This is a genomic window from Lentzea sp. NPDC059081, assembly GCF_042738015.1.
Taxonomy (GTDB): Bacteria; Actinomycetota; Actinomycetes; order Mycobacteriales; family Pseudonocardiaceae; genus Lentzea.
On sequence record NZ_JBHYGW010000011.1, the window covers coordinates 167006 to 187787 of the forward strand.

The 20782-nt window shown below is 69.8% G+C and carries 22 protein-coding genes; 11 read left to right on the forward strand and 11 right to left on the reverse strand.

All coding sequences use genetic code 11. From position 1 onward, the window contains the following. Positions 1-33: 33 nt before the first annotated feature. Positions 34-1020, forward strand: a complete 987-nt coding sequence (locus ACFWV3_RS24700; RefSeq protein ID WP_382414061.1) for a MerR family transcriptional regulator — start codon at positions 34-36, stop codon at positions 1018-1020. Here the strand turns inward: ACFWV3_RS24700 and ACFWV3_RS24705 are convergent. Further along, positions 1017-1343 (reverse strand): oxidoreductase, encoded by a 327-nt coding sequence (locus ACFWV3_RS24705; RefSeq protein WP_330849738.1) that lies wholly within the window; start codon positions 1341-1343, stop codon positions 1017-1019. The genes ACFWV3_RS24700 and ACFWV3_RS24705 overlap by 4 nt on opposite strands. Positions 1344-1523: 180 nt before the next feature. Here ACFWV3_RS24705 and lpdA point away from each other — a divergent pair, with 180 nt between their 5' ends. From lpdA to ACFWV3_RS24735, 6 genes are all read left to right on the forward strand, one after another. Further along, positions 1524-2912: a dihydrolipoyl dehydrogenase gene (gene lpdA, locus ACFWV3_RS24710; protein ID WP_382414063.1), complete on the forward strand. Its 1389-nt coding sequence runs from the start codon at positions 1524-1526 to the stop codon at positions 2910-2912. Between the two features lie 51 nt (positions 2913-2963). Beyond that, a complete protein-coding gene (sucB, locus tag ACFWV3_RS24715; RefSeq protein WP_382414065.1) occupies positions 2964-4721 on the forward strand; it encodes a 2-oxoglutarate dehydrogenase, E2 component, dihydrolipoamide succinyltransferase in 1758 nt (585 codons plus the stop codon). A 147-nt stretch (positions 4722-4868) separates the two neighbouring features. Beyond that, positions 4869-5759: a TIGR01777 family oxidoreductase gene (locus ACFWV3_RS24720; protein WP_382414066.1), complete on the forward strand. Its 891-nt coding sequence runs from the start codon at positions 4869-4871 to the stop codon at positions 5757-5759. Then, complete coding sequence (locus ACFWV3_RS24725) at positions 5756-6334, forward strand: phosphatase PAP2 family protein (RefSeq protein ID WP_382414068.1); 579 nt, start codon at positions 5756-5758, stop codon at positions 6332-6334. The genes ACFWV3_RS24720 and ACFWV3_RS24725 overlap by 4 nt, the downstream gene beginning before the upstream one ends. Before the next feature lie 19 nt (positions 6335-6353). Next, positions 6354-7019, forward strand: a complete 666-nt coding sequence (lipB, locus tag ACFWV3_RS24730; protein WP_382414234.1) for a lipoyl(octanoyl) transferase LipB — start codon at positions 6354-6356, stop codon at positions 7017-7019. A 42-nt stretch (positions 7020-7061) separates the two neighbouring features. Continuing rightward, positions 7062-7553: a hypothetical protein gene (locus ACFWV3_RS24735; RefSeq protein ID WP_382414070.1), complete on the forward strand. Its 492-nt coding sequence runs from the start codon at positions 7062-7064 to the stop codon at positions 7551-7553. Positions 7554-7580: 27 nt separating this feature from the next. On the opposite strand, the gene ACFWV3_RS24740 is transcribed toward ACFWV3_RS24735, so the two are convergent. From ACFWV3_RS24740 to ACFWV3_RS24750, 3 genes are read right to left on the reverse strand one after another with little or no spacing between them, the layout of a single operon-like run. Beyond that, positions 7581-8513 (reverse strand): LLM class F420-dependent oxidoreductase, encoded by a 933-nt coding sequence (locus ACFWV3_RS24740; protein WP_382414072.1) that lies wholly within the window; start codon positions 8511-8513, stop codon positions 7581-7583. Between the two features lie 11 nt (positions 8514-8524). Next, a complete protein-coding gene (locus ACFWV3_RS24745; protein WP_382414074.1) occupies positions 8525-9520 on the reverse strand; it encodes a CaiB/BaiF CoA transferase family protein in 996 nt (331 codons plus the stop codon). 1 nt (position 9521) lies between these two features. Next, the gene (locus ACFWV3_RS24750) at positions 9522-9824 is read right to left on the reverse strand and encodes an antibiotic biosynthesis monooxygenase family protein (RefSeq protein WP_382414075.1); all 303 of its coding nucleotides are present in this window, start codon (positions 9822-9824) and stop codon (positions 9522-9524) included. A gap of 94 nt (positions 9825-9918) precedes the next feature. Here ACFWV3_RS24750 and ACFWV3_RS24755 point away from each other — a divergent pair, with 94 nt between their 5' ends. After that, entirely contained in the window at positions 9919-10695 is a 777-nt protein-coding gene (locus tag ACFWV3_RS24755) for a cyclase family protein (protein WP_382414077.1), read from the forward strand. A gap of 178 nt (positions 10696-10873) precedes the next feature. Here ACFWV3_RS24755 and ACFWV3_RS24760 read toward each other — a convergent pair whose 3' ends face one another. From ACFWV3_RS24760 to ACFWV3_RS24790, 7 genes are all read right to left on the reverse strand, one after another. Next, positions 10874-11791 carry an acyltransferase domain-containing protein gene (locus ACFWV3_RS24760; protein ID WP_382414079.1) on the reverse strand — a complete coding sequence of 306 codons (918 nt, stop codon included), beginning with the start codon at positions 11789-11791 and terminating at the stop codon, positions 10874-10876. 65 nt (positions 11792-11856) lie between these two features. Then, complete coding sequence (locus tag ACFWV3_RS24765) at positions 11857-13071, reverse strand: ketosynthase chain-length factor (RefSeq protein ID WP_382414080.1); 1215 nt, start codon at positions 13069-13071, stop codon at positions 11857-11859. Continuing rightward, on the reverse strand, positions 13068-14336 hold the full coding sequence (locus tag ACFWV3_RS24770) for a beta-ketoacyl-[acyl-carrier-protein] synthase family protein (RefSeq protein ID WP_325517328.1): 1269 nt from the start codon (positions 14334-14336) through the stop codon (positions 13068-13070). The genes ACFWV3_RS24765 and ACFWV3_RS24770 overlap by 4 nt, the downstream gene beginning before the upstream one ends. Continuing rightward, a complete protein-coding gene (locus tag ACFWV3_RS24775) occupies positions 14333-15046 on the reverse strand; it encodes a hypothetical protein (protein ID WP_382414083.1) in 714 nt (237 codons plus the stop codon). The genes ACFWV3_RS24770 and ACFWV3_RS24775 overlap by 4 nt, the downstream gene beginning before the upstream one ends. A gap of 200 nt (positions 15047-15246) precedes the next feature. After that, positions 15247-16182 carry an aromatase/cyclase gene (locus tag ACFWV3_RS24780; RefSeq protein ID WP_382414085.1) on the reverse strand — a complete coding sequence of 312 codons (936 nt, stop codon included), beginning with the start codon at positions 16180-16182 and terminating at the stop codon, positions 15247-15249. Between the two features lie 29 nt (positions 16183-16211). Beyond that, entirely contained in the window at positions 16212-16463 is a 252-nt protein-coding gene (locus tag ACFWV3_RS24785; RefSeq protein WP_355557796.1) for an acyl carrier protein, read from the reverse strand. Positions 16464-16622: 159 nt separating this feature from the next. Then, a complete protein-coding gene (locus ACFWV3_RS24790; RefSeq protein ID WP_382414087.1) occupies positions 16623-17432 on the reverse strand; it encodes a BTAD domain-containing putative transcriptional regulator in 810 nt (269 codons plus the stop codon). Between the two features lie 211 nt (positions 17433-17643). On the opposite strand from ACFWV3_RS24790, the gene ACFWV3_RS24795 reads away from it, so the two are divergent. The 3 genes from ACFWV3_RS24795 to ACFWV3_RS24805 are packed head-to-tail and all read left to right on the forward strand — an operon-like array spanning position 17644 to position 20751. Beyond that, positions 17644-17829, forward strand: a complete 186-nt coding sequence (locus tag ACFWV3_RS24795) for a hypothetical protein (protein ID WP_382414089.1) — start codon at positions 17644-17646, stop codon at positions 17827-17829. Then, the gene (locus ACFWV3_RS24800) at positions 17826-20087 is read left to right on the forward strand and encodes a TOMM precursor leader peptide-binding protein (RefSeq protein WP_382414091.1); all 2262 of its coding nucleotides are present in this window, start codon (positions 17826-17828) and stop codon (positions 20085-20087) included. The genes ACFWV3_RS24795 and ACFWV3_RS24800 overlap by 4 nt, the downstream gene beginning before the upstream one ends. Positions 20088-20106: 19 nt before the next feature. After that, positions 20107-20751 (forward strand): hypothetical protein, encoded by a 645-nt coding sequence (locus ACFWV3_RS24805; RefSeq protein WP_382414093.1) that lies wholly within the window; start codon positions 20107-20109, stop codon positions 20749-20751. The last annotated feature ends 31 nt before the right edge of the window (positions 20752-20782 follow it).

Here is a 20782-nt window from a genome sequence, read left to right on the forward strand (position 1 = left end):
TCTCAAGCGGCTTGAGACACCACGGTGGTCGGCATGACCGACCTGTACCCCATCGGGGATGTCGCGCGCCGCACCGGACTGAGTGTGAGCGCCATCCGGTTCTACGCCGACGAGGACGTCGTCCCGGCCACCAGCCACACCGATAGCGGCTATCGGCTCTACAACGTGGAAGCCATCGCACGGCTGGAACTCGTGCGGACCTTGCGTGATCTCGGTGCGAGCATTGAGGACATACGGCGGCTTCTCGCGGACGAGACCTCGTTGCACGATCTAGCCTCCACGCACCTCGTGATCGTCGAACGCCAGTTGCAGCACCTGAAAGCGCGGCGGGCCGTGTTGCGGGCGATCGTCAGTCAGGGCAGCAACGCGCGTCAGGTGGCGTTGATGCACGAGCTCGTGTCGATGTCCGATGAGGACCGTGAGCGGTTGCTCGACGAGTTCTGGGGCGAGGTGACCGACGGGCTCACGGTGCACCCGGCGTTCGTCGAACACCTGCACCGGATGCGGCCCGAGCTGCCGGACGCGCCGGACACCGAGCAGTTGCAGGCGTGGATCGAGCTCGCCGACATGGTGCGGGACGCGCAGTTCCGCGCCGAGGTGCGCGAGTTCTTCCGCTCCTGTTTCACCTCGCCGAAGGCGCTCGCCACCACGGGCCCGGAGATGCTGGCGGCCATCGAGGCGCACCGGCTCGTCGAGGTCGAGGCGCACGAGGCCGAACGGTCCGGGGTCGCACCGGACTCACCGCGCGGGCGCGAGATCGCCGGACGGTTCCTCGCGTCGCTCGCGGCGATGACCGCCGAGGCGACCGGCGAGGCACCGGACGAGGCCGGGCTGAGGCGGTCGATGAGCGACCCCGACCACGTCGTGGACGAGCGGGCGAAGGAGTTCGCGGCGCGGTTCGGCGCCGTGCTGGACCGGTTCGTCACCCTCACCGAGACGATCAGCGGCAGGCCGCAGCCGGACCTGACCGACACGGGCGTCAGCGACGGGTGGCTGACCGCCGCGATGGCCGCGCTCTAACCGTTGCCGAGCTTCTTCTGGCGCGCCGTGTAGTCGCGCATGCGCTTGGGGTAGCCGACGATTCCGGCGTCGTAGATGGGCATGCTCAGTTTGCGCGCGAACGACCGTGCGGCGTCCGGTGAGGCGACACGGCGGCGGGTCCACTCGCCGTCGTGCGCGACCAACACCACAGTGGTCTCGGTCACCGTGGTCTTCGGCTCCACATAGGCCTCGACGCCCTGGCGGCTGGCGGCCCACTTCTCGAGGTGGCTCGTGTCCTGCCCCGAGGCCGTCCGCAGCACACCTGGACGTGACTTCCTGCGAAAACGGTCGAACAGCCCCATCGGGCACCTCCTGCGCTTCCCTCCACCATGGTGCCAGGAAAGGGTGTTATGAGTAGGTGAATGATCAGGATCGTGACGTGGTGTCCCATGCCGGATCACCGCGCCCGGACAACTAGTGACAAGATGGCCGCGTACCTCGCGCGCACCCGCGCGTAGTAAGTAATCCCGAGGAGATCCGAAGTGACTTCGCCGGAACTGGAGTCGGCCACCAACGCCGATCTCGTCATCCTCGGCGGTGGTTCAGGTGGCTATGCCTGCGCGTTCCGCGCCGCTGAGCTGGGCCTGTCCGTCGTCCTGGTCGAGAAGGACAAGCTGGGTGGCACGTGCCTGCACCGCGGCTGCATCCCGACCAAGGCGCTGCTGCACGCGGCGGAGGTCGCGGACAACGCTCGCGAAGGCGACCAGTTCGGCGTGAAGTCCTCGCTCGAGGGCATCGACATCGCCGGCGTCAACTCGTACAAGGACGGCGTGATCTCACGCCTGTACAAGGGCCTGCAGGGACTCGCGAAGGCCAACAAGGTCACCCTCGTCGAGGGCGCGGGCACGTTCGTCGGCCCCAACACCGTCGAGGTCAACGGGCAGCGCTACGTCGGCAAGAACGTCGTCCTCGCGACCGGGTCGTACGCCCGGAGCCTGCCCGGCCTGGAGATCGGCGGCCGGGTCATCACCAGCGACCAGGCGCTCAACCTGGACTTCATCCCGGAGAAGGTCGTCGTCCTCGGCGGCGGCGTCATCGGCGTGGAGTTCGCGAGCGTGTGGCGCTCGTTCGGCGCGGACGTGACCATCGTCGAGGCCCTGCCCCGCCTGGTCCCCGCCGAGGACGAGTACGCGTCCAAGCAGCTGGAGCGCGCCTTCCGCAAGCGCGGCATCAAGTTCAAGACCGGCGTGAAGTTCACCGGCGCCACCCAGAACGACTCGGGCGTGTCGATCACGCTGGAGAACGGCGATGTCCTCGACGCAGACCTGCTGCTCGTCGCGGTCGGCCGCGGCCCCAACAGCGCGGGTCACGGCTACGAGGAGGCCGGCGTCAAGATCGACCGCGGCTTCGTCGTCACCGACGAGCGCCTGCGCACCAACCTGCCGGGCGTCTACGCCGTCGGCGACGTGGTGCCCGGCCTGCAGCTCGCGCACCGCGGCTTCCAGCAGGGCATCTTCGTCGCCGAGGAGATCGCCGGGAAGAACCCGAAGGTGATCGACGAGGCGGGCATCCCGCGCGTCACCTACTGCAAGCCCGAGGTCGCCTCCGTCGGTCTCACCGAGGCCGCCGCGAAGGAGAAGTACGGCGCCGCCGAGACGTTCGTGTACGACCTCGCGGGCAACGGCAAGAGCCAGATCCTCAAGACCGCCGGTGGCGTGAAGCTCGTCAAGGCGCCCGACGGCCCGGTCGTAGGCATCACCATGGTCGGCGAGCGCGTCGGCGAACTCATCGGTGAGGCCCAGCTGATCTACAGCTGGGAGGCTTACCCGGACGACGTGGCTCCGCTGATCCACGCCCACCCGACCCAGACTGAAGCCCTCGGCGAGGCGTTCCTCGCCCTGGCCGGCAAGCCGCTGCACGTGCACGGCTGACCGTTCCCCACACAAAGTCAGCCACACGAGAGCACGAGGAGTCAGCGAACAATGGCCTTCTCCGTCCAGATGCCCGCACTCGGTGAGAGCGTCACCGAGGGCACGGTCACCCGGTGGTTGAAGCAGGAAGGCGACCGGGTGGAGGTGGACGAGCCGTTGCTCGAGGTGTCCACCGACAAGGTCGACACCGAGATCCCCTCCCCCGCGGCGGGCGTCCTGCAGAAGATCGTCGCCCAGGAGGACGACACCGTCGAGGTCGGCGGTGAGCTCGCGGTCATCGGTGACGGTGACGGCGGTTCCGCCGAGCCCGCGCCCGCTCCCGCCCAGGAGTCGGCGCCGGAGCCCGAGCCGCAGCAGACGCAGCCGTCGCCGCAGCAGCCCGCCGAGGAGGCCCAGGAGGCTCCCGCGGCTCCCGCCCCGTCCGGCGGTTCCGCCGAGGGCACCGACGTCACGATGCCCGCGCTCGGCGAGTCCGTCACCGAGGGCACCGTCACCCGCTGGCTGAAGCAGGTCGGCGACAGCGTCGAGGTCGACGAGCCGCTGCTCGAGGTCTCGACCGACAAGGTCGACACCGAGATCCCGTCGCCGGTCGCGGGCACGCTGCTCGAGATCGTCGCCGGTGAGGACGAGACCGTCGAGGTCGGCGGCAAGCTCGCCGTCGTCGGTTCCGGCAGCCCGGCGGCGCAGTCCGCTCCCGCGCCGGAGTCGAAGCCCGAGCCGAAGCAGGAGGCTCCCGCGCCGGCTCCGAAGCAGGAGGAGGCGCCGAAGCAGCAGGCTCCGGCTCCGCAGGCGGCTCCGGCCCCGCAGGCCGCGCCGAAGCAGGAGGCGCCCGCCGCGTCCTCCGGCGACGACGCGAACGGCACGCCGTACGTCACGCCGCTCGTGCGCAAGCTCGCGTCGGAGAACGGCATCGACCTGGGCTCGCTGAAGGGCACCGGCGTCGGCGGCCGCATCCGCAAGCAGGACGTGCTCGCGGCCGTCGAGGCCAAGAAGGCCCCGGCTCCCGCGCCCGCCGCCGCTGCCGCTCCTGCCGCGTCCGCCCCCGCCGCTCGCACCGCGTCCCCGGCCAAGGTCGACGACTCGGGCAAGCGCGGCACCGTGCAGAAGCTCCCGCGCCTGCGCCAGATCGTCGCGCAACGCACCCGCGAGTCGCTGCAGCAGTCGGCCCAGCTCACCCAGGTGTTCGAGGTCGACGTCACCAAGATCGCCCGGCTGCGCAACCAGGCCAAGAAGGCGTTCGAGGCCCGGGAGGGCGCGAAGCTCACGTTCCTGCCGTTCTTCGCCAAGGCCGCCATCGAGGCGCTCAAGGCCCACCCGGTGCTCAACGCGTCGATCGACGAGGAGCGCAAGGAGGTCACCTACCACGGTGCCGAGCACCTCGGTCTGGCGATCGACACGGAGCGCGGCCTGCTCAACGCCGTGATCCACAACGCCGGTGACCTGAACCTGTCGGGCATCGCCCACAAGATCGGCGACCTGGCGGCGCGTGCGCGGTCGAACAAGCTCACGCCGGACGAGCTCGCCGGTGGCACGTTCTCGCTGACCAACCTCGGCAGCAACGGCGCCCTCTTCGACACCCCGATCATCCAGCAGCCGCAGGTCGGCATCCTGGGCGTCGGCGTCGTGAAGAAGCGCCCGGTCGTCATGACCGACGAGGACGGCAACGACACCATCGCGATCCGCTCGATGATGTACCTCGCGCTCACCTACGACCACCGCCTGGTCGACGGTGCGGACGCGGGCCGCTTCCTCACGACGGTGAAGAACCGTCTCGAGGAGGGCGCGTTCGAGGCCGACCTCGGTCTCTGAGCAGTACCGATATCCGATATATCGGATATCGCCAGAAGTGTGACCTGAGGGCCACCCCGGTTTGCCGGGGTGGCCTTCGGCACATCCTGGGTCCGATATGAGAAGTGTGGCTGTGCAGGCGGCGACGCGGTGCGGAACGATCTAGGTATGCGGGTAGTCATCGCGGGATCGTCGGGCCTGATCGGAACGAGCCTGGTGGCGTCCATGCGCGCCGCCGGGCACGAGGTGCTGCGGCTGGTGCGCCGCAAGGCCGCCGCACCCGACGAACGCGGCTGGGACCCGTACGCCGGACGCGTCGACGACGGCACGTTCGACGGCGTCGACGCCGTCATCAACCTGTGCGGCGCGGGCATCGGCGACAAGCGGTGGGACGACGCGCGCAAGCAGGTCCTGCACGACAGCCGCGTCGTGCCGGGTGAGGTGCTGTCGGCGGCGGTCGTCGAACACGGCGTCCCTGCGCTCATCAACTCCTCGGGCGCGCACTACTACGGCGACACCGGCTCGCAGCTCGTCGACGAGGACGCGCCGGGCGGGCACTCGTACATGGCGCGGCTGACCCAGGACTGGGAGGGGTCGACGTCCGCGGCGCAGAAGGCAGGCGTGCGGGTCGTGCTCATGCGCACCGCCGTCGTCCTCTCCCCGTCCGGCGGCATGTTCGGCCGGCTGAAGCCGGTGTTCCAGTTCTTCCTGGGCGGCAAGCTCGGGACGGGCGAGCAGTTCTTCCCGTGGATCTCGCTGGACGACGTCGTGTCGGCCTACCGGTTCGTCACCGAGCACGACGACGTCCGCGGTCCGGTCAACGTCGTCGCGCCCACCCCGGCGACGAACGCGGAGTTCACCAAGGCGGTCGGTCACGCGCTGAACCGGCCGACGCCGTGGGCGGTGCCCGCGTTCGCGTTGAAGGCGCTGCTGGGCGGCGAGATGGCGGAGGAGCTGGTGCTGACCGGCCCCGGCCTGACGCCGAAGGTGCTGGAGACCCACGGGTTCACGTTCCTGCACCCGGCGCTGCCGTCCGCGCTGACCGCGGCGGTCGCATGACCCGTGCCCTCGCCGCCGTGCTGATCATCTCGTGGGTCCTGCTGGGACTGCCCGAGACGACCTCGCTCGACGTGTGGGTGCACGACGTGCTTCCTCGACCGGAGTGGCTGCGGGCGACGGCGTTCGCGGTGAGCCTGGTGATGGGGCCGACGATCGGCTGGGCCTTCGCGGCGGTGCTGTTCGTGCTGGCCTGGCGGCGGCGCGACCCGCGGCTGTGGAAGGCGCTGGCGTTGCACGCGCTGTGCTGCGCGACCCTGCTGACGAGGTTCCTGTTCGACCGCGTGCGGCCGGTCGAGTACCACCTGCCGAGCTACCCGAGCGGGCACACGGTGGCGGTCGCGTCTGTCGGGTTCACGCTGGTCGTGCTGCTGAGGCGCGGGGTGCCGTGGGCGGTGCTAGCGGTGCTGGTGGCGGGCTTCGCGCGGATCGTGCTGGAGATGCACTGGGTCACCGACGTCATCGGCGCGGTGCTGGGTGTGACGGGCGTCGGGCTCTTGGCCGCCACGGCGCTGGGGTTGGTAACGTCGGGTCGTGAACTCGTGTCGCACCACGTCAGACCCCGTCGTCATCCGTGAGCTGGGGCTCATCGACTACATGGCGGCGTGGGACCTCCAGAAGGAGGTCGCGGAGGCACGCGCCGGCGGCACCGGCCCCGACACGCTCCTGCTGCTCGAGCACCCGCCCGTCTACACCTGCGGCAAGCGCACCCTCGACGAGGAGCGCCCGCGCGGGGGCAGCACGCCCGTCATCGACGTGGACCGCGGCGGCAAGATCACCTGGCACGGTCCCGGCCAGCTGGTCGGCTACCCGATCGTGAAGCTCGCCGACCCGATCGACGTCGTCGACTACGTGCGGCGCGTCGAGCAGGGCCTGATCGAGGTGTGCGACCGGCTCGGCGTGCACACCGGCCGGGTCGAGGGCCGCAGCGGCGTGTGGATCCCCGCCGACGACCGCGGCCAGGAGCGCAAGGTCGCCGCCATCGGCATCCGCGTGCAGCGCGGCGTGACCATGCACGGCTTCGAGATCAACTGCAACGCGAGCCTCGAGGCGTTCGGCGACATCATCCCGTGCGGCATCGCGGACGCGGGCGTCGCCTCGCTCTCCTACGAGCTGGGCCGGGACGTGACGGTGGCCGAGGTGTTGCCGCTGGCCCGTGACGCTGTGCTCGCGGCGCTCGACGGAACGCTCCCCCTGACGGACCGCACTTTGCCCCGCACTGGCCCCGTCGCTCCCGGTATCACCTTCGCTAGCATTCCGTAGCCCTGCGGCGGGGAACCGCAGGCTTGCGGAGGAGGGTGCGTCGTGAGGTTGTCCCGACGCCAGTTGTTCAGCGCTGCCGGTGTCACGGTATGGGGGCTCGCCACCGGCACGAACGTTCCCGCGGTGGCCGCGCCGGCGCGCACGTGGAGCGGCGAGGTCGAGGTCGCCGAGTGGGAGCGGTACTACCTCGGACTCGACGGGGGCGCCCACCAGCAGGCGCTCGGCGCGCTGGGGATCGCGTACCGCGACGGGGTGCGCGCGGACGAGCAGTACCTGAGGGTGCCGGTCGCGGACGTCCGGCGGGCCGCGCTGGAGTTCGGCGACCACGCCGCCGCCGACGTGCTGCGCGACCGGTTCGGGCTCGACTCGCCGTCGATGCTCGGGCGGGGCCTGAAGGTCGTGCTGGGTGAGGACGGGCTGGAGCAGCGTTACCTCGACGATCCCGCGCTCCAGCTGCGATATATCGGATATCGGCCGCGCTTCGCGGACCGCGTGCTGCCGTTGCACCCCGCGGTCCGGAAAGCACTCGCCTGATATCCGATATATCAGCCAGCCGATATATCAGACCAGCTGCGGCACGACGTCCATCGCGACATCGGTCAGGTGGTCGAGGTCGGACAGGTCCAGGACCTGCAGGTACACCCGCTGCACCCCGGTCGCGTCCCGCCACGCCCCGAGCCGGTCGACGACCTCGGCGGGGGTGCCCGCGAGACCGTTCTGCTTGAGCTCGTCGACCTCGCGGCCGATCGCGGCCGCCCGGCGGGCGACGTCGGCGTCGGTGCGGCCGATGCACGCGACGAGCGCGACGGAGCGGGTGATCTCCTTCGGGTCGCGGTCGATCTCGGCGCAGGCGGCGTCGACGCGGGCGAACTGCTCGACGGCCTTGTCGATGCCGACGAACGGCAGGTTGAACTCGGTGGCGTAGGAAGCCGCCAGCGCCGGGGTGCGCTTGGCGCCCATGCCGCCGATCAGCACCGGCACGCGGTCCTGGGCGGGCTTGGGCAGCGCCGGCGAGTCGGTGAGGGTGTAGTGCTTGCCCTCGAACGAGAACGTGCCGCCGAGCGGGGTCTCCCACAGGCCGGTGATGATCGCGAGCTGTTCCTCGTAGCGCTCGAAGCGCTCCCCCAGCGGCGGGAACGGGATGCCGTACGCGGTGTGCTCGGCCTCGTACCACCCGGCGCCGATGCCGAACTCCACGCGCCCGCCGGACATCTGGTCGACCTGGGCGACGCCGATGGCGAGCGGGCCGGGGTGGCGGAAGGTCGCGGCGGTCATCAGCGTGCCCAGGCGGATCCGGGTCGTGTCGCGGGCGAGACCCGCGAACGTGATCCACGGGTCGGTGGGGCCGGGCAGCCCGTCGACCGACCCCATGTGGAGGTAGTGGTCGGAGCGGAAGAAGGCGCCGTACCCGGCGTCCTCCGCCGTCCGTGCCACGCGGAGCAGGTCGTCGTAGCTCGCCCCCTGCTGGGGCTCGGTGAAGATGCGCAGTTCCACGAAAGCTGAATCTAGTCCGTGGAAAAGCGCGGCGCAGGCACGGCGGCGCCTTCCTGCGTGAACACCCCGCGGGCCACCAGGTGCGGGTGCGCGGAGGCCTCCTCCAGGGTGAGCACCGGCGTCACGCAGGCGTCGGACGAGGCGAACACCTCCGACCACTCGTCGCGGGTTCGCGTCAGGAACACCTCGGCGAACGTCTTGCGCAGCAACGGCCAGCCGTCGCGGTCCATCTGCTCGGGCAGGTCGGCGGCGTGCAACCCCAAGCCGGCCAGCAACAACGCGTAGAACTGCGGCTCCAGGGACCCCACGGCGACGGACCGGCCGTCCGCGCACTCGTAGATCGAGTAGAACGGGCACCCGCCGTCGAGCAGGTTCGCGTCGGGCGCGTCCTCCCACACCGACTGCGCCTTCATCGACCAGATCATCTGCGCGAGCGACGCCACCCCGTCGACGATGGCCGCGTCGACGACCTGGCCGAGCCCGGTGCGCTGCCGTTCCCACAACGCCGCCAGCACCCCGACCACGAGGTACAGGGACCCGCCGCCGAAGTCGCCCACGAGGTTCAGCGGCGGCTTGCCGATCGCGTGCAGCACCCCGGTGACGGACAGGTAGTTGATGTCGTGCCCGGCGCGCTGCGCCAGTGGTCCGTCCTGGCCCCAGCCCGTCATCCGCGCGTAGACGAGCCGCGGGTTGACCGCGAGGCAGTCGGACGGGCCGAGTCCCAGCCGTTCCAGCACCCCGGGGCGGAAGCCCTCGATCACCACGTCGGCCTCGGCGACCAGCGAGAGCACCGCCGCGCGGCCGTCGGGGGACTTCAGGTCCGCGGACACCGAACGCCTGCCGCGCAACAGGAAGTCGCGCGAGGCGTCCGGCACCACGGACAGGCCGCCGGACGGGCGCTCGACGCGCGTGACCTCGGCGCCGAGGTCCGCGAGCAGCATCGCGCCGTGCGGGCCGGGCCCGATGCCGCCGAACTCGACGACCTTCAAGCCCTCCAGCGGACCCACGTCAGGCCCCGGCGGGAGCTTCGAACGACAGGCGCGGAGCGAAGATCGCGCCGGTGGACTCGGCCAGGCCGCGCATCGCCTTGGCGTGGTTGCCGAAGTCCGGGTGCGCCAGTGCGCCGCGCAGGGCGTCGGCGCTCTCCCACAGGGCGATGTTGATGTAGGAGGCCGGGTCGTCGAGCTGCCGCGACAGCGTGTACTGGATCAGGCCGGGCTGTGCGCGCAGGAAGGCAGCCGTCTCGTCGAAGGCCTTCTCGAACTCCTCGGCGTCACCGGTGAGCGTGAAGCGGTTGAGGAAGGTGATCATGAGGTGGCTCCTCCGGAAGCGTTGTCATACCAGGGGAAACCATGCCCACCACCTCTTGAGACGTGCTCAAGGAACGCCCGCCAAGCTCGGCACCATGCGCATCATCGATCTGTCTTCCCACATTGACGCATCCGCGTACGAAGCGGACCCGGTGACGCACGAGGTGCTCACGGCCGCCCAGGGTGCCGAACACATGGCCGAGCAGCTCAAGGCGCGGCTCGGCATCGAGTTCGACGTGTCCGTGCTGCGGGACTCGGAGTTCCTGACGCTGGACAGGATCAGCCTGACCTCCCACACCGGCACGCACGTCGACGCGCCGTCGCACTACGGCTCGAAGACCACGTACGGCAACGGGATCCCGCGCCACATCGACGAGATGCCGCTGGAGTGGTTCCACAACCCCGGCGTGAAGCTCGACGTCCGCGGCCACGGCACGGGTGTCATCGGCGTCGAGGTGCTGGAGAAGGAGTTCGCCCGGATCGGCTACACGCCGAAGCCGATGGACATCGTCATCCTCGACACCGGCGCCGCCGAGCACGCGGGCACCCAGACGTACTTCACCGACTACACCGGACTCGACGGCCCCGCCACGAACTTCCTGCTGGACCTGGGGGTCAAGGTGATCGCGACCGACGCGTTCAGCCTCGACGCGCCGTTCCCCGACATCGTCAAGCGCTACCTGGCGACCAAGGACCAGAGCGTGCTGTGGCCCGCGCACTTCGCCGGCCGCGACCGCGAGTACTGCCAGATCGAGCGGCTGTCGAACCTGGAGGCGTTGCCGGACTTCGGGTTCACCGTCGTCGCGTTCCCGGTGAAGATCAAGGGCGCGGGTGCCGGCTGGACGCGTGCGGTAGCCCTTCTGGACGACTGAAAAACCGGACAACCGTTCCTCAAGTGAGAGCTGAATCACCATACTTACCTTCGTAGGTATGGATAACAGTGAATGGCCACCGGAGAACGAAGACCACATCGTCCGCGGAATCGACTGAGCACCGCCAAAGGGCCGCCCTCCCCGGAACTCGGGAGAGGACGGCCCTTTTATAGTGCCGTCACACCAAACGCGCGCGAGCGGTCTCGACGGAGTCCACGGCGTCCAGCAACGGCAGCACCTGCGAGGCACCGGACCGCACGGCCTTGGTGCGGCGGGCGAACGACGTGAGCGTCTGACCGGGGCCTGCTTCCACCAGCAGCACGTCGTACATCGCGACGAGCTCGTTCAGCGCCGGTCCGAAGTAGACGGCGTCGGTCAGCTGGCGGGTCCAGAACCGGGCCGACAACGCGTCCTCGGGAGTCATCAGCTTGCCCGTGTAGCCGGAGTACAGCGGCATCCGCGGTGGCCGGGGAGCGGCCTTCCACGACGCCAGCGCCTCGTCCACGGCGGGCTGCATCGCCGGGCTGTGGAACGGTGTCGAGGCCGGCACCGTCACGACGATGTACTCGTCGGCCTCCAGCCGGGACCGCACCCGCGCCAGCGGCTCGTCCGACCCGGCCAGCATCGTCTGCCGCGCCGAGTTGACGGCGGCGATGGCGACGTCGCCCTCCAGATACGGCACCAGGTCCGCCTCGGAGGCGGCCACGGCCAGCATGCCGCCGGACGGGATCGGCACGGCCGACACGACCCGGTCGCGCACCAGGGACACCGCTTCCTCCACCGAGAACACGCCCGCCAGGGTGGCCGCGACGACCTCGCCGGCGGAGTGCCCGATCAACGCGACGGGCTTGACGCCCCACGAGAGAACGGTGCGTCCCAACGCGTAGTCGATCGCGAACAGCAACGGCTGCGCGCGCGACACGTGGTCGATGTCGTTGCCCGCCAGCCAGTCGTCGCAGGCGACCGACCCCACCTCGCCGAACAGCTCGAACACCTCGTCGGCCACCGAGGTGAACACGGCGTCGGTGCCGTACAGGGACGCCGCCATCCGCGGGTACTGCGACCCCTGCCCGGGAAACATCAGTGCTACGTCCACAGAAAGCCTCCAGAGACGGCTCGAGGGCCGCGAAGTGACTCCTTCGCGGCCCTCGAGCGCTGACATCACCTGTACTCGCGAACCACCATGGCGGAGTTGTAGCCGCCCTTGCCGCGCCCGAGCACCAGCGCGGCCTTGATCTTGCCGTGCCGCGCCTCGTTCATCACGAGGTCGAGCTCGTACTCCGGCACCAGGTTCTCGACGTTGATGGTCGGCGGGATCGCGCTCCAGTAGATGGAGAGGATCGCCGACGCCACGTCGAGGGACCCGCCACCGGCGAAGAGGCGGCCGGTCATGGTCTTCGGGGCCGTCACCGGCACGCCGTACGGCCCGAAGATCGCCTTGATCGCGTCGGCCTCCGCCTTGTCGAGCTCCGGGATGCCCGCCGCGTCGGCGAACACCACGTCGATCTCCGAGGCGTCCATGCCGGCGTCGCGCAGCGCGAGCTCCGCCGCCCGCTTGAGACCCGGCTCCCGCGACGGCATCTTCGAGTCGAACGTCGAGGCGTACCCGACGATCTCGCCGTAGATGCGCGTCCCCGGCCGTCCCGCCGCCGACTCCGGCGTCTCGACGACCATGATCGCGCCGCCCTCGCCCGCGACGTACCCGGAGGCGTCGCGGTCGAACGGCAGGTAGGCGCGCTTCGGGTTGTTGTTGCGGGACAGGCACCCCGAGGCCTGGTGGGCGACCCACGCCCACGGGCACAGCGAGGAGTCCATGCCGCCGGTCAGGGCGAGCTGGACGCCCTTGCGCAGCTGGCGCCGGGCGTGGCCGATGGAGTCGATGCCACCGGCCTGCTCGGACACCACCACCGCGCCGGGACCGCGCGTGCCGTGGCGGATGGAGATCTGGCCCGTGTTGACCGCGTAGAACCACGCGAACGACTGGTACGCCGAGACGTACTCCGGGCCCTGGTGCCACAGCTTCTGCAGCTCGCGCTGGCCGAACTCGTACCCGCCCGCCGTCGCCGCGGTGATCACCGCGATGTCGGTGTCGGGGATGTCGTTCGGCTGCACGCCCGCGCCGCGCAACGCCCAGTCCGTGCCCACCAGCGTCAACCGCGTCATGTGGTCCGTCTGCGGCAGCAGCCGGCCCTGCAGGTGCCGGCCTGCCTCGAAGCCCGGCACCTCACCGGCGATCTTCGCCCAGTAGTTGGCACTGTCGAACCGGGTGATCGGCCTGATCGCCGCCTCCCCGTGCAGGGTCGCCCGCCAGTACGCGGTCGGTCCCAATCCGTTCGGCGACGCGATGCCGATTCCCGTCACCACCGCCCGAGTCACCGGCCAGCCCCTTCCACCTTCTTGAGCACCATGGCGCTCTGGAATCCACCGAAACCACTGCCCACGGTCAGGACCGTGTTGACCTTCTTCTCGCGCGCGACCAGCGGCGTGTAGTCGAGGTCGCACTCGGGGTCCGGCTCGTGCAGGTTCGCCGTCGGCGGGATGAGGTCCTGCTCGAACGCCAGCAGCGAGCCGACGATCTCCAGGGACCCGATCGCGCCCAGCGAGTGCCCGATCATCGACTTGAAGCCGGAGACCGGGGTCTTGTAGGCGTGCGCGCCGAGCGAGCGCTTGAACGCGGCCGTCTCGTGCAGGTCGTTCTGCTTGGTGCCCGACCCGTGCGCGTTGATGTAGCCGACGTCCGTGGCGTCCGCCCGCGCCTGCTTCAGCGCGATGTTGATGGCGTCGGACATCTCGATGCCCTCGGGGTGCAGGCCCGTCATGTGGTAGGCGTTGCACCGCGAGGCGAAGCCGCCGATCTCACCGTAGATGTGGGCGCCGCGGGCACGGGCGTGCTCCAGCTCCTCCAGCACGATGATCGCGCAGCCCTCGCCGAGCACCAGGCCGTCGCGGGTCTTGTCGAACGGCCGGCACGCGGTGGTGGGGTCGTCGTTGCGGGTGCTCGACGCGCGGATCACGTCGAAGCACACCACGGTGATCGGGGAGAGCGGGGCCTCGGTGCCGCCGGTGACGACGACGTCCGCGGAGCCCTCCATGATCAGCTCCGCCGCGTACCCGACCGAGTCGAGACCGGAGGTGCAGCCCGTGGAGACCACGGAGACCGGACCCTCGGCACCGACTGTCCACGCCAGCTCCGTCGCCATCGAGGACGGCGTGAAGTAGTCGTAGAGGTGCGGGACGGCGTAGGAGGCGTCGACCTCCCAGTACTTGCCCCGGTCGGAGCCGACGATGAACTCGCGCTCCAGCGAGGTCGTGCAGCCGACCGCGGTGCCGAGCGAGACACCGATGCGGCCGGGGTCGAGCTGGTCGAACTCGATGCCCGAGTCGGCCATCGCCTCGCGGCCTGCCACCACCGCGAACTGCGCGGCGCGGTCGAGCCTGCGGATCTCCTGCGGCGTGAGGCCTTCGCGCACGGGGTCGAAGTCTGCTTCACCCGCCATTCGCGAGCGGTACGGAGACGCGTCGAAGTGCGTGATGTTGCGAGTCGCCGTACGCCCTTCGGACAGCAGTTTCCAATACGCCTTCGTTCCGATGCCACCAGGTGCGACCACGCCCACCCCGGTGATGACGGCGCGACGACTCATCGGACACCTCCAATCGCCTTCTGTGCGGACACGGTCTGCTCCAATCTCGGACAGGGCACGGGAGCGATACCTGTCTCTGCCGAATGAACCGATGGTGGAACGGCCCGATCGAGGCCACCTCGAACGACGGCGTAGGACCCCTGCACGAGGCCCGCCCCCGCGTCGGCCGCGAGCAGCTGCTTCGCCGCCGAGCCGCCGTCGTCGTGACATCCGAAACCCAGTGGCACACCGGTGTCCGCGACCGCTTCGACGATCTCGCCGATCTGGTCGGGCCACAGCCTGCCCGCTGTGTCGTGCAGCAACACGGTCTCCGCCCCCGCCTCCGCGGCGGTGAGGACGACCTCCAGCGCGTGCTCGGGATCGACCAGCCAGCCGTCGAAGAAGTCCCGCGCCTCGACGACCACGCGCCGTTCCGCGAGCACGAGCCGGCGCACGGCCTCCCGGAGAACCGAGAAACCGTGCCCCTGGACGACAACCGCCACCGCGGGCGTCTCCGCGGCGATCAGTGCGGGGAGGTCTTCCGGACCTCCCGAGGCGATGAGGGTGGCGGCCCGCAGCCGGAGCTCGATCGCCGCCCGGTGGTAGAAGGCCCTGCTGGGCCTGCCCCCGTCGACGAACGCCACGCCGAGCGCGTCGAGGCGCCGCGCCGCGGCCAGTCTGTCCGAGATGGACAGACCGGTGCGGCGCAGCGAGATGTCGTAGAGCTTCATCTAGAACCCCGACAGCAGTACGCGTGAGGCCTCGATCTCGTAGGCACAGGGAGCGACGTCCGAGGACGGGCACCCCTTCCGCTGATGATCGACCGCGGCCTTCTCCAGGTACGTGGACACGACGTGGAGCCCGTTGCGGCTTGCAGCGCGTGCTGCGGCGGTGAGCAAATCCGCGCCACTCAACCCCATCGCTTCACCTCTCATCCGTTCTCGGCGAATTCCTTCGCGTGCCGGAGCGTCGTGAGGCTGTTGGTGCCCAGCGCGTGGCGGATGAGCTCACGAGCGCGCTCGATCGTCCCGTCGGCCCCCAGCACCTCGGGAACCACCTCGGGCCGGATGACGACCGTGTGGTGCGAGGTCGCCTCGATGCCGGCCTCGATGCCGTCGCCGATGTCCTTGAACGTCCACCGGCCGACGTGCGCGGCCATGATCGGCGGCGTGTGCGTCTGCTTGTAGACGATGCCCTCGTACGGGGTGCAGACCCGCACCGAGTGCGTGGTGTGGATCGACCCGTCCGGGCTGCGGGTGTCCATCTCCATGGACTGCACCCCGGTGACGGCCTCCTGCAGGTCCAGCCTGGCCACGTGCGGCAGGCGCTGCGGCCACAGGTCGGACCGGTACAGGAACTCGTACACGTCCTTGCGGCTCGCGTGGATCGTGATGCTGTCGGAGAACGACAGCACCAGCTTGTCGTAGTCGTCGCCGTACTCGGCCGCCCGCTTGAGGGAGGCGAGCTCGGCGTCGCTGTTGTTGTTGACCGCGTTCAGGATGAGGTCGACGGCCTCCGGCTGCGCGGCGGTGAAGTGGTGGAGCAGATCGACCCGTGTCGCCGAGTCGGCGATCGGGACGATCCGCCACTCCCCACCCATCGTCTTCACCGGTGCGGCGGAGCGCTCCTGCTCGAACTTGACGTGCAGGTTGGCCGGGTCGAGCTCGCGACGGGACGTCCACGTGCGCACGTCACCGTTGGCGAACGCGTGCAGCCGCAACCGCTCCGTCGAGCCGTCCCGTTCGAACACCTCGGCGTGCACCGTGGGTCCGAAGATGTACGGCCAGGTCGTCACGTCCGCGACCAGGTCGTACACCACCTTGGCGGGAGCCCCGATCATGACCGTGTGCGTGGTGGTGTGCGTCATGGAAAGTCTCCGTTCCCGAGTCGCCGGCGTCAGGCCGCGATCTGTCCGTTGACCTTGTCCAGCAACTGACGCGGCGTCTCGATGTACGCCATCTCGTCGTCGGCGACGGCGACCCCGTACTTGCGCTTGATCAGTGCGACCGTCTCCAGCAGGGCGAGGGAGTCGAAGCCCAGCTCGAGGAACGGGATGTCGAGAATGTCCTGGCCCGGCTTGAACGAGTCGTCGTCGCCCGCGGCCTCGTTGAGGATCTCCTTGAGGCCCTCGATGGTCAGTGCGCTCACGGCTAGCTTCCTTTCCTCCAGCGGGCGAGTTCTCGCGCGCCCACGTCTGAGGTTGCCAGCGCACGCCTGTACTCCACTGGAGGAGTCCTCGAAGAAACCGTTGCGGCACAAAGCAAAACGGCCCCCGCCACAGTGTGGCGGGGGCCGCTGGAGCCGAACTCAGGCCAGCAGTCGCTGCAGCTGGCGGGTTTCCGCGCTGTCGAGGCGCGGGTCGGACGTGAGGATGGCGTGCTGCAACGTCTGCAGACGCGACGAGGGCTCGACGCCGAGCTCCTCGATCAGGGTGTTGCGCAGCCCCTTGAACGCGTCCAGCGCCTGCCACTGCCGGCCGGCGCGGAACAGCGAGATCATGTACTGCGCGCACAGGTTCTCGTTCATCGGGTTCTGCACGGTCAGCACGGACAGCTCGCTCAGCAGCGCCTTGTGCTTGCCCATCCGCAGCTCGGCGTCGATGCGCGTCTCGAGCACGCCGAGCCGGGCCTCCTCCAGGCGCACGACCTCGATGCCGAGCGGCATGCCGGGCCGCACGTCCACGACCGCGGGGCCGCGCCACATGTCGAGCGCCTGGCGCAGCAGCCGGGACGCCGAGGCGTAGTCCTCCACCTCGTAGGCCTGCTGGCCGGCGCGGCCGAGGCGTTCGAACTCGTGCACGTCGACGGACTCCGGCGGCACGTCGAGCAGGTAGCCGCCGTAGCGGGTGACCAGCACCTCCTTGGCGCCGTTCGCACCGGCGGACGACAGCGCGTCGCCGATGAGCTTGCGCAGCTGCAGGATGTAGGTCTGCAGGGTGGTGCGGGCGCTGCGCGGCGGCCGGTCGCCCCACAGCTCCTCGATCAGCGTGGGGACGGACACGACCTGTCCGGAGTGCAGCGCGAGCAGCGCCAGGATCTGCCTCGGCTTGGCCGCGGTGGGGGTCACCGAGCGACCGTTCACCTTGGCCTCGACGGGCCCCAGGACCTTGATCTGCATCGCGACCCCTCCTTCGGTTCCGAACACGTCATTAGTCTGCTCGGACCAACGAGGCGGCGTTAGTGCACAGGCCATCGATGTCAGGTGAGTTCTGCCCGTGACGGGTATGAAAACTTCATACCGGGGCGCATTAGCCGGTAACTACCGGCCCATTACCGCAGATCCGCATCATTACCCACATCGAACAGCGTCCAAACATCGGAGATGCGAAATGTCCGCCACGACCGTGCAGCACCTCGCTTCCGTCCCCTCCGTCTCGGACGAAGCAGACGACATGAAGATCTACCAGTTCGACCGTGAGGCGTCGATGGACTGGTGGTGGATCGTCAGCTCCTGCGGCGGCAACTGCTCGCCGGGCAGCGAGTACCAGCCTTACGACGAGATCCTCGCGGCATGAGACACCAGGCCGCACCGGGCGAGCAGCGCATCGGGTTCAAACGACACCTGCGACCGCAGATCGTGCAGGGAGAAGCCGTCTACCTGTTCGGGGAGGCGGGGGTCACGGCGATCGCGGGGACCCACGTCGAGATGCTGGCGCCGTTGCTGGACGGCACCCGCGACCTCCCCGCGCTGCTGCGCGACGTTCCCGCAGGCCTGAGCGCCGACAAGGTGGCTCGCATGCTCACGCGGCTCGCCGCGGCGGGCCTGATCGGCCGGCGTGGGACGGAAGACGGTTCGGCCACGGCGGAGGCCTCGCTCGCGTACTGGGACGCGGCGGGCCTCGACCCCTCGGACGCGGCGGAGGCGACGACGACGTCGCGCGTGTCCGTGGTCGCCATCGGCGACATCGATCGGGAAGCGATCGCGGAAGCACTGCGCCACAACGGACTGACGGTCACCTCGGGGAGTGCTGACCTCACGGTCGTGGCGTGTGCCGACTACCTGGCTCCGGAGCTCCGCGACGTCGACGACGCGCACCGCGCGGCCGGCATCCCCTGGTTGCTGGTCAAGCCCGTGGGAGCGCAGGTCTGCGTGGGGCCCTTCCTCGTCCCCGGCGACGACGGCCCGTGCTGGCGCTGCCTCGCCACCCGCCTCTCGGTGAACCGGAAGGCGGAGGCGCACGTCAGGGCGCGTTGCGGGCAACGCGGTCCGGCACCGCGGCCCACCATCGGCCTGCCGTCGCTGCGGGCGATGGCGCTGGAGATCGCTTCGGTCGAGGCGGCGAAGTGGCTGGCCGGGCTCCGCCACGAGACGCAGGCGTCGATCTGGAACTACGACAGCCTCAGCATGAAGGTCACCCAGCACGAGGTGCGGCGCCGTCCGCAGTGCCCCGGTTGCGGTGACCCCGGAGTCGTCGCGCGCAGGGCGTTCGAGCCGGTCGAGCTCTCGAGTCGCGTGAAGGTCTCCTGCGACGGCGGCGGCCACCGGTCGTCGTCGCCGCAGGAGGTGCTCGACACCTACCGTCACCTCGTCGGACCGGTCACCGGGGTCGTCCCGGAGATCCGCCGCAACGACCGCGGGCCCGCGTTCTTCAACTCGTTCGTGTCGGGGTCGAACCTCGCGGCCGCGGGTGAGGGCATCGAGGGACTGCGCTCCGCGCTGCGGGCGGACACCGGCGGCAAGGGCGTGACCCCGCTCGACGCCGAGGTCGGTGCCCTCTGCGAGGCCGTGGAACGGCGCAGCTGCGCCTACTTCGGCGAGGAGGCGCGGGTCACCGCCAGCTACACCTCGCTCGGCGACCGCGCGATCCACCCCGACTCCGTGCAGCTGCACCACCCGCGCCAGTACGAGGACCGCGCGGCGTGGAACGCGGACCACGCGGCGTTCCAGCACGTCACCACCCCGTTCGACGACGACGAGGTGATGGACTGGACCCCGCTGTGGTCGCTCACCGAACAGCGTCACAAGTTCCTGCCCACCGGAATGTGCTACTTCGGCGCCCCCTGCCCGCCGAGCGTCACGTCCGACTCCAACGGCTGCGCCGCCGGCAGCAGCCTCGAAGACGCTGTGCTGCAAGGACTTCTCGAGCTGGTCGAACGCGACGCCGTCGGCATCTGGTGGTACAACCGCACGCCGGTGCCGGGCGTGGACCTCGACTCGTTCCACGACTCGTGGATCGACGAGCTGCGCGCGGTGCACGCGGGCATCGGCCGCGAGGTGTGGCTTCTCGACGTCACCACGGACCTCGGCGTCCCGGTGATGGTCGCGGTGTCGCGGCGCGTCGACGGGCACCGCGAGGACATCATGTTCGGCTGCGGCGCCCACCTGGACCCGCGCATCGCGGCACGGCGCGCGCTCACCGAGCTGAACCAGTGCATGCCGTCCGTGTGCGACCCGGTGGACCTGTCGAAGTTCGACGTCGATCTGCGACGCTGGGTGGAGAACGCCACGCTCGCCGACAACCTCTGGCTGGCACCGGACCCGTCCGTGCCCGCGCGCGACGCACTGCACCACGGTCACGTCCACCGGGCGGACCTCGTCGACGACATCAGGGCCCTCCAGGACGTGCTGGAGGCCAAGGGCATGGAACTGCTGGTGCTGAACCAGACCAGGCCCGACATCGGTCTCCCGGTCGTCCGGGTGGTCGTGCCGGGACTGCGGCACTTCTGGTCGAGACTCGCTCAAGGGCGGCTCTACGACGTTCCCGTAGAACTGGGGCGACTGGAACGACCTCGCCGTTACGAAGAGATGAACCCCGTCCCACTGTTCCTGTAACCGTCAGAGCGGAGGCGCCGTGGTGCCCACCCAGTCGCACGTCCCGACCGGCCGCCCGCTGTGGTCGTTGCTCGAGGACGCGTTCGTGGACGACGGCGACGACAGCATCACCGTGCACGGCAGGTGGGGCGCCATCGAGATCGCGGACACCAGCCCGCTCGTGCGCGAGGCCCTGCAGCGGATGAGCCTCGGACCGGTGGCGCTCGAGAACATCTCGGCGCTGCACGAGAACTTCGTGCGCTGGAAGAACGGTTCCGGACCGTGCCTGATCTGGCGCAAGCTGAAGAACACGCTCGACCAGCTGGGCGGGTGCCTCGTGCCGTCACTGGGTCTCGACGACGGCGCCGGGCCGATCCTGTCGCTGGTCGCGGTGACCAGGGACGCCGTGTTCGGGCTGCCGCACATCTCCGGCGACGAGCTCGTCACGATGCGGCGCGGCACGGAGATCGAGCGGCTCAACGGAGACCAGGCTCTCGCGTGCCCCGGGCAGCAGTACCAGGTGATCCTGCACAGCGCGCCCGCCACCGAGATCGCGAAGTGGTTGCTGGACACCGAAACCACGATCGCGTCGATCGCGGAAGCCCTGCACCTGCAGAAGACGCTCGTCTCCGACGTGGTCGCGTACCTGGCCGGAGCCGGGTTCGTCGTCCCGGCGAGACGATGAGCTGACGTCATGTTGCTCCGATCGGGCATGC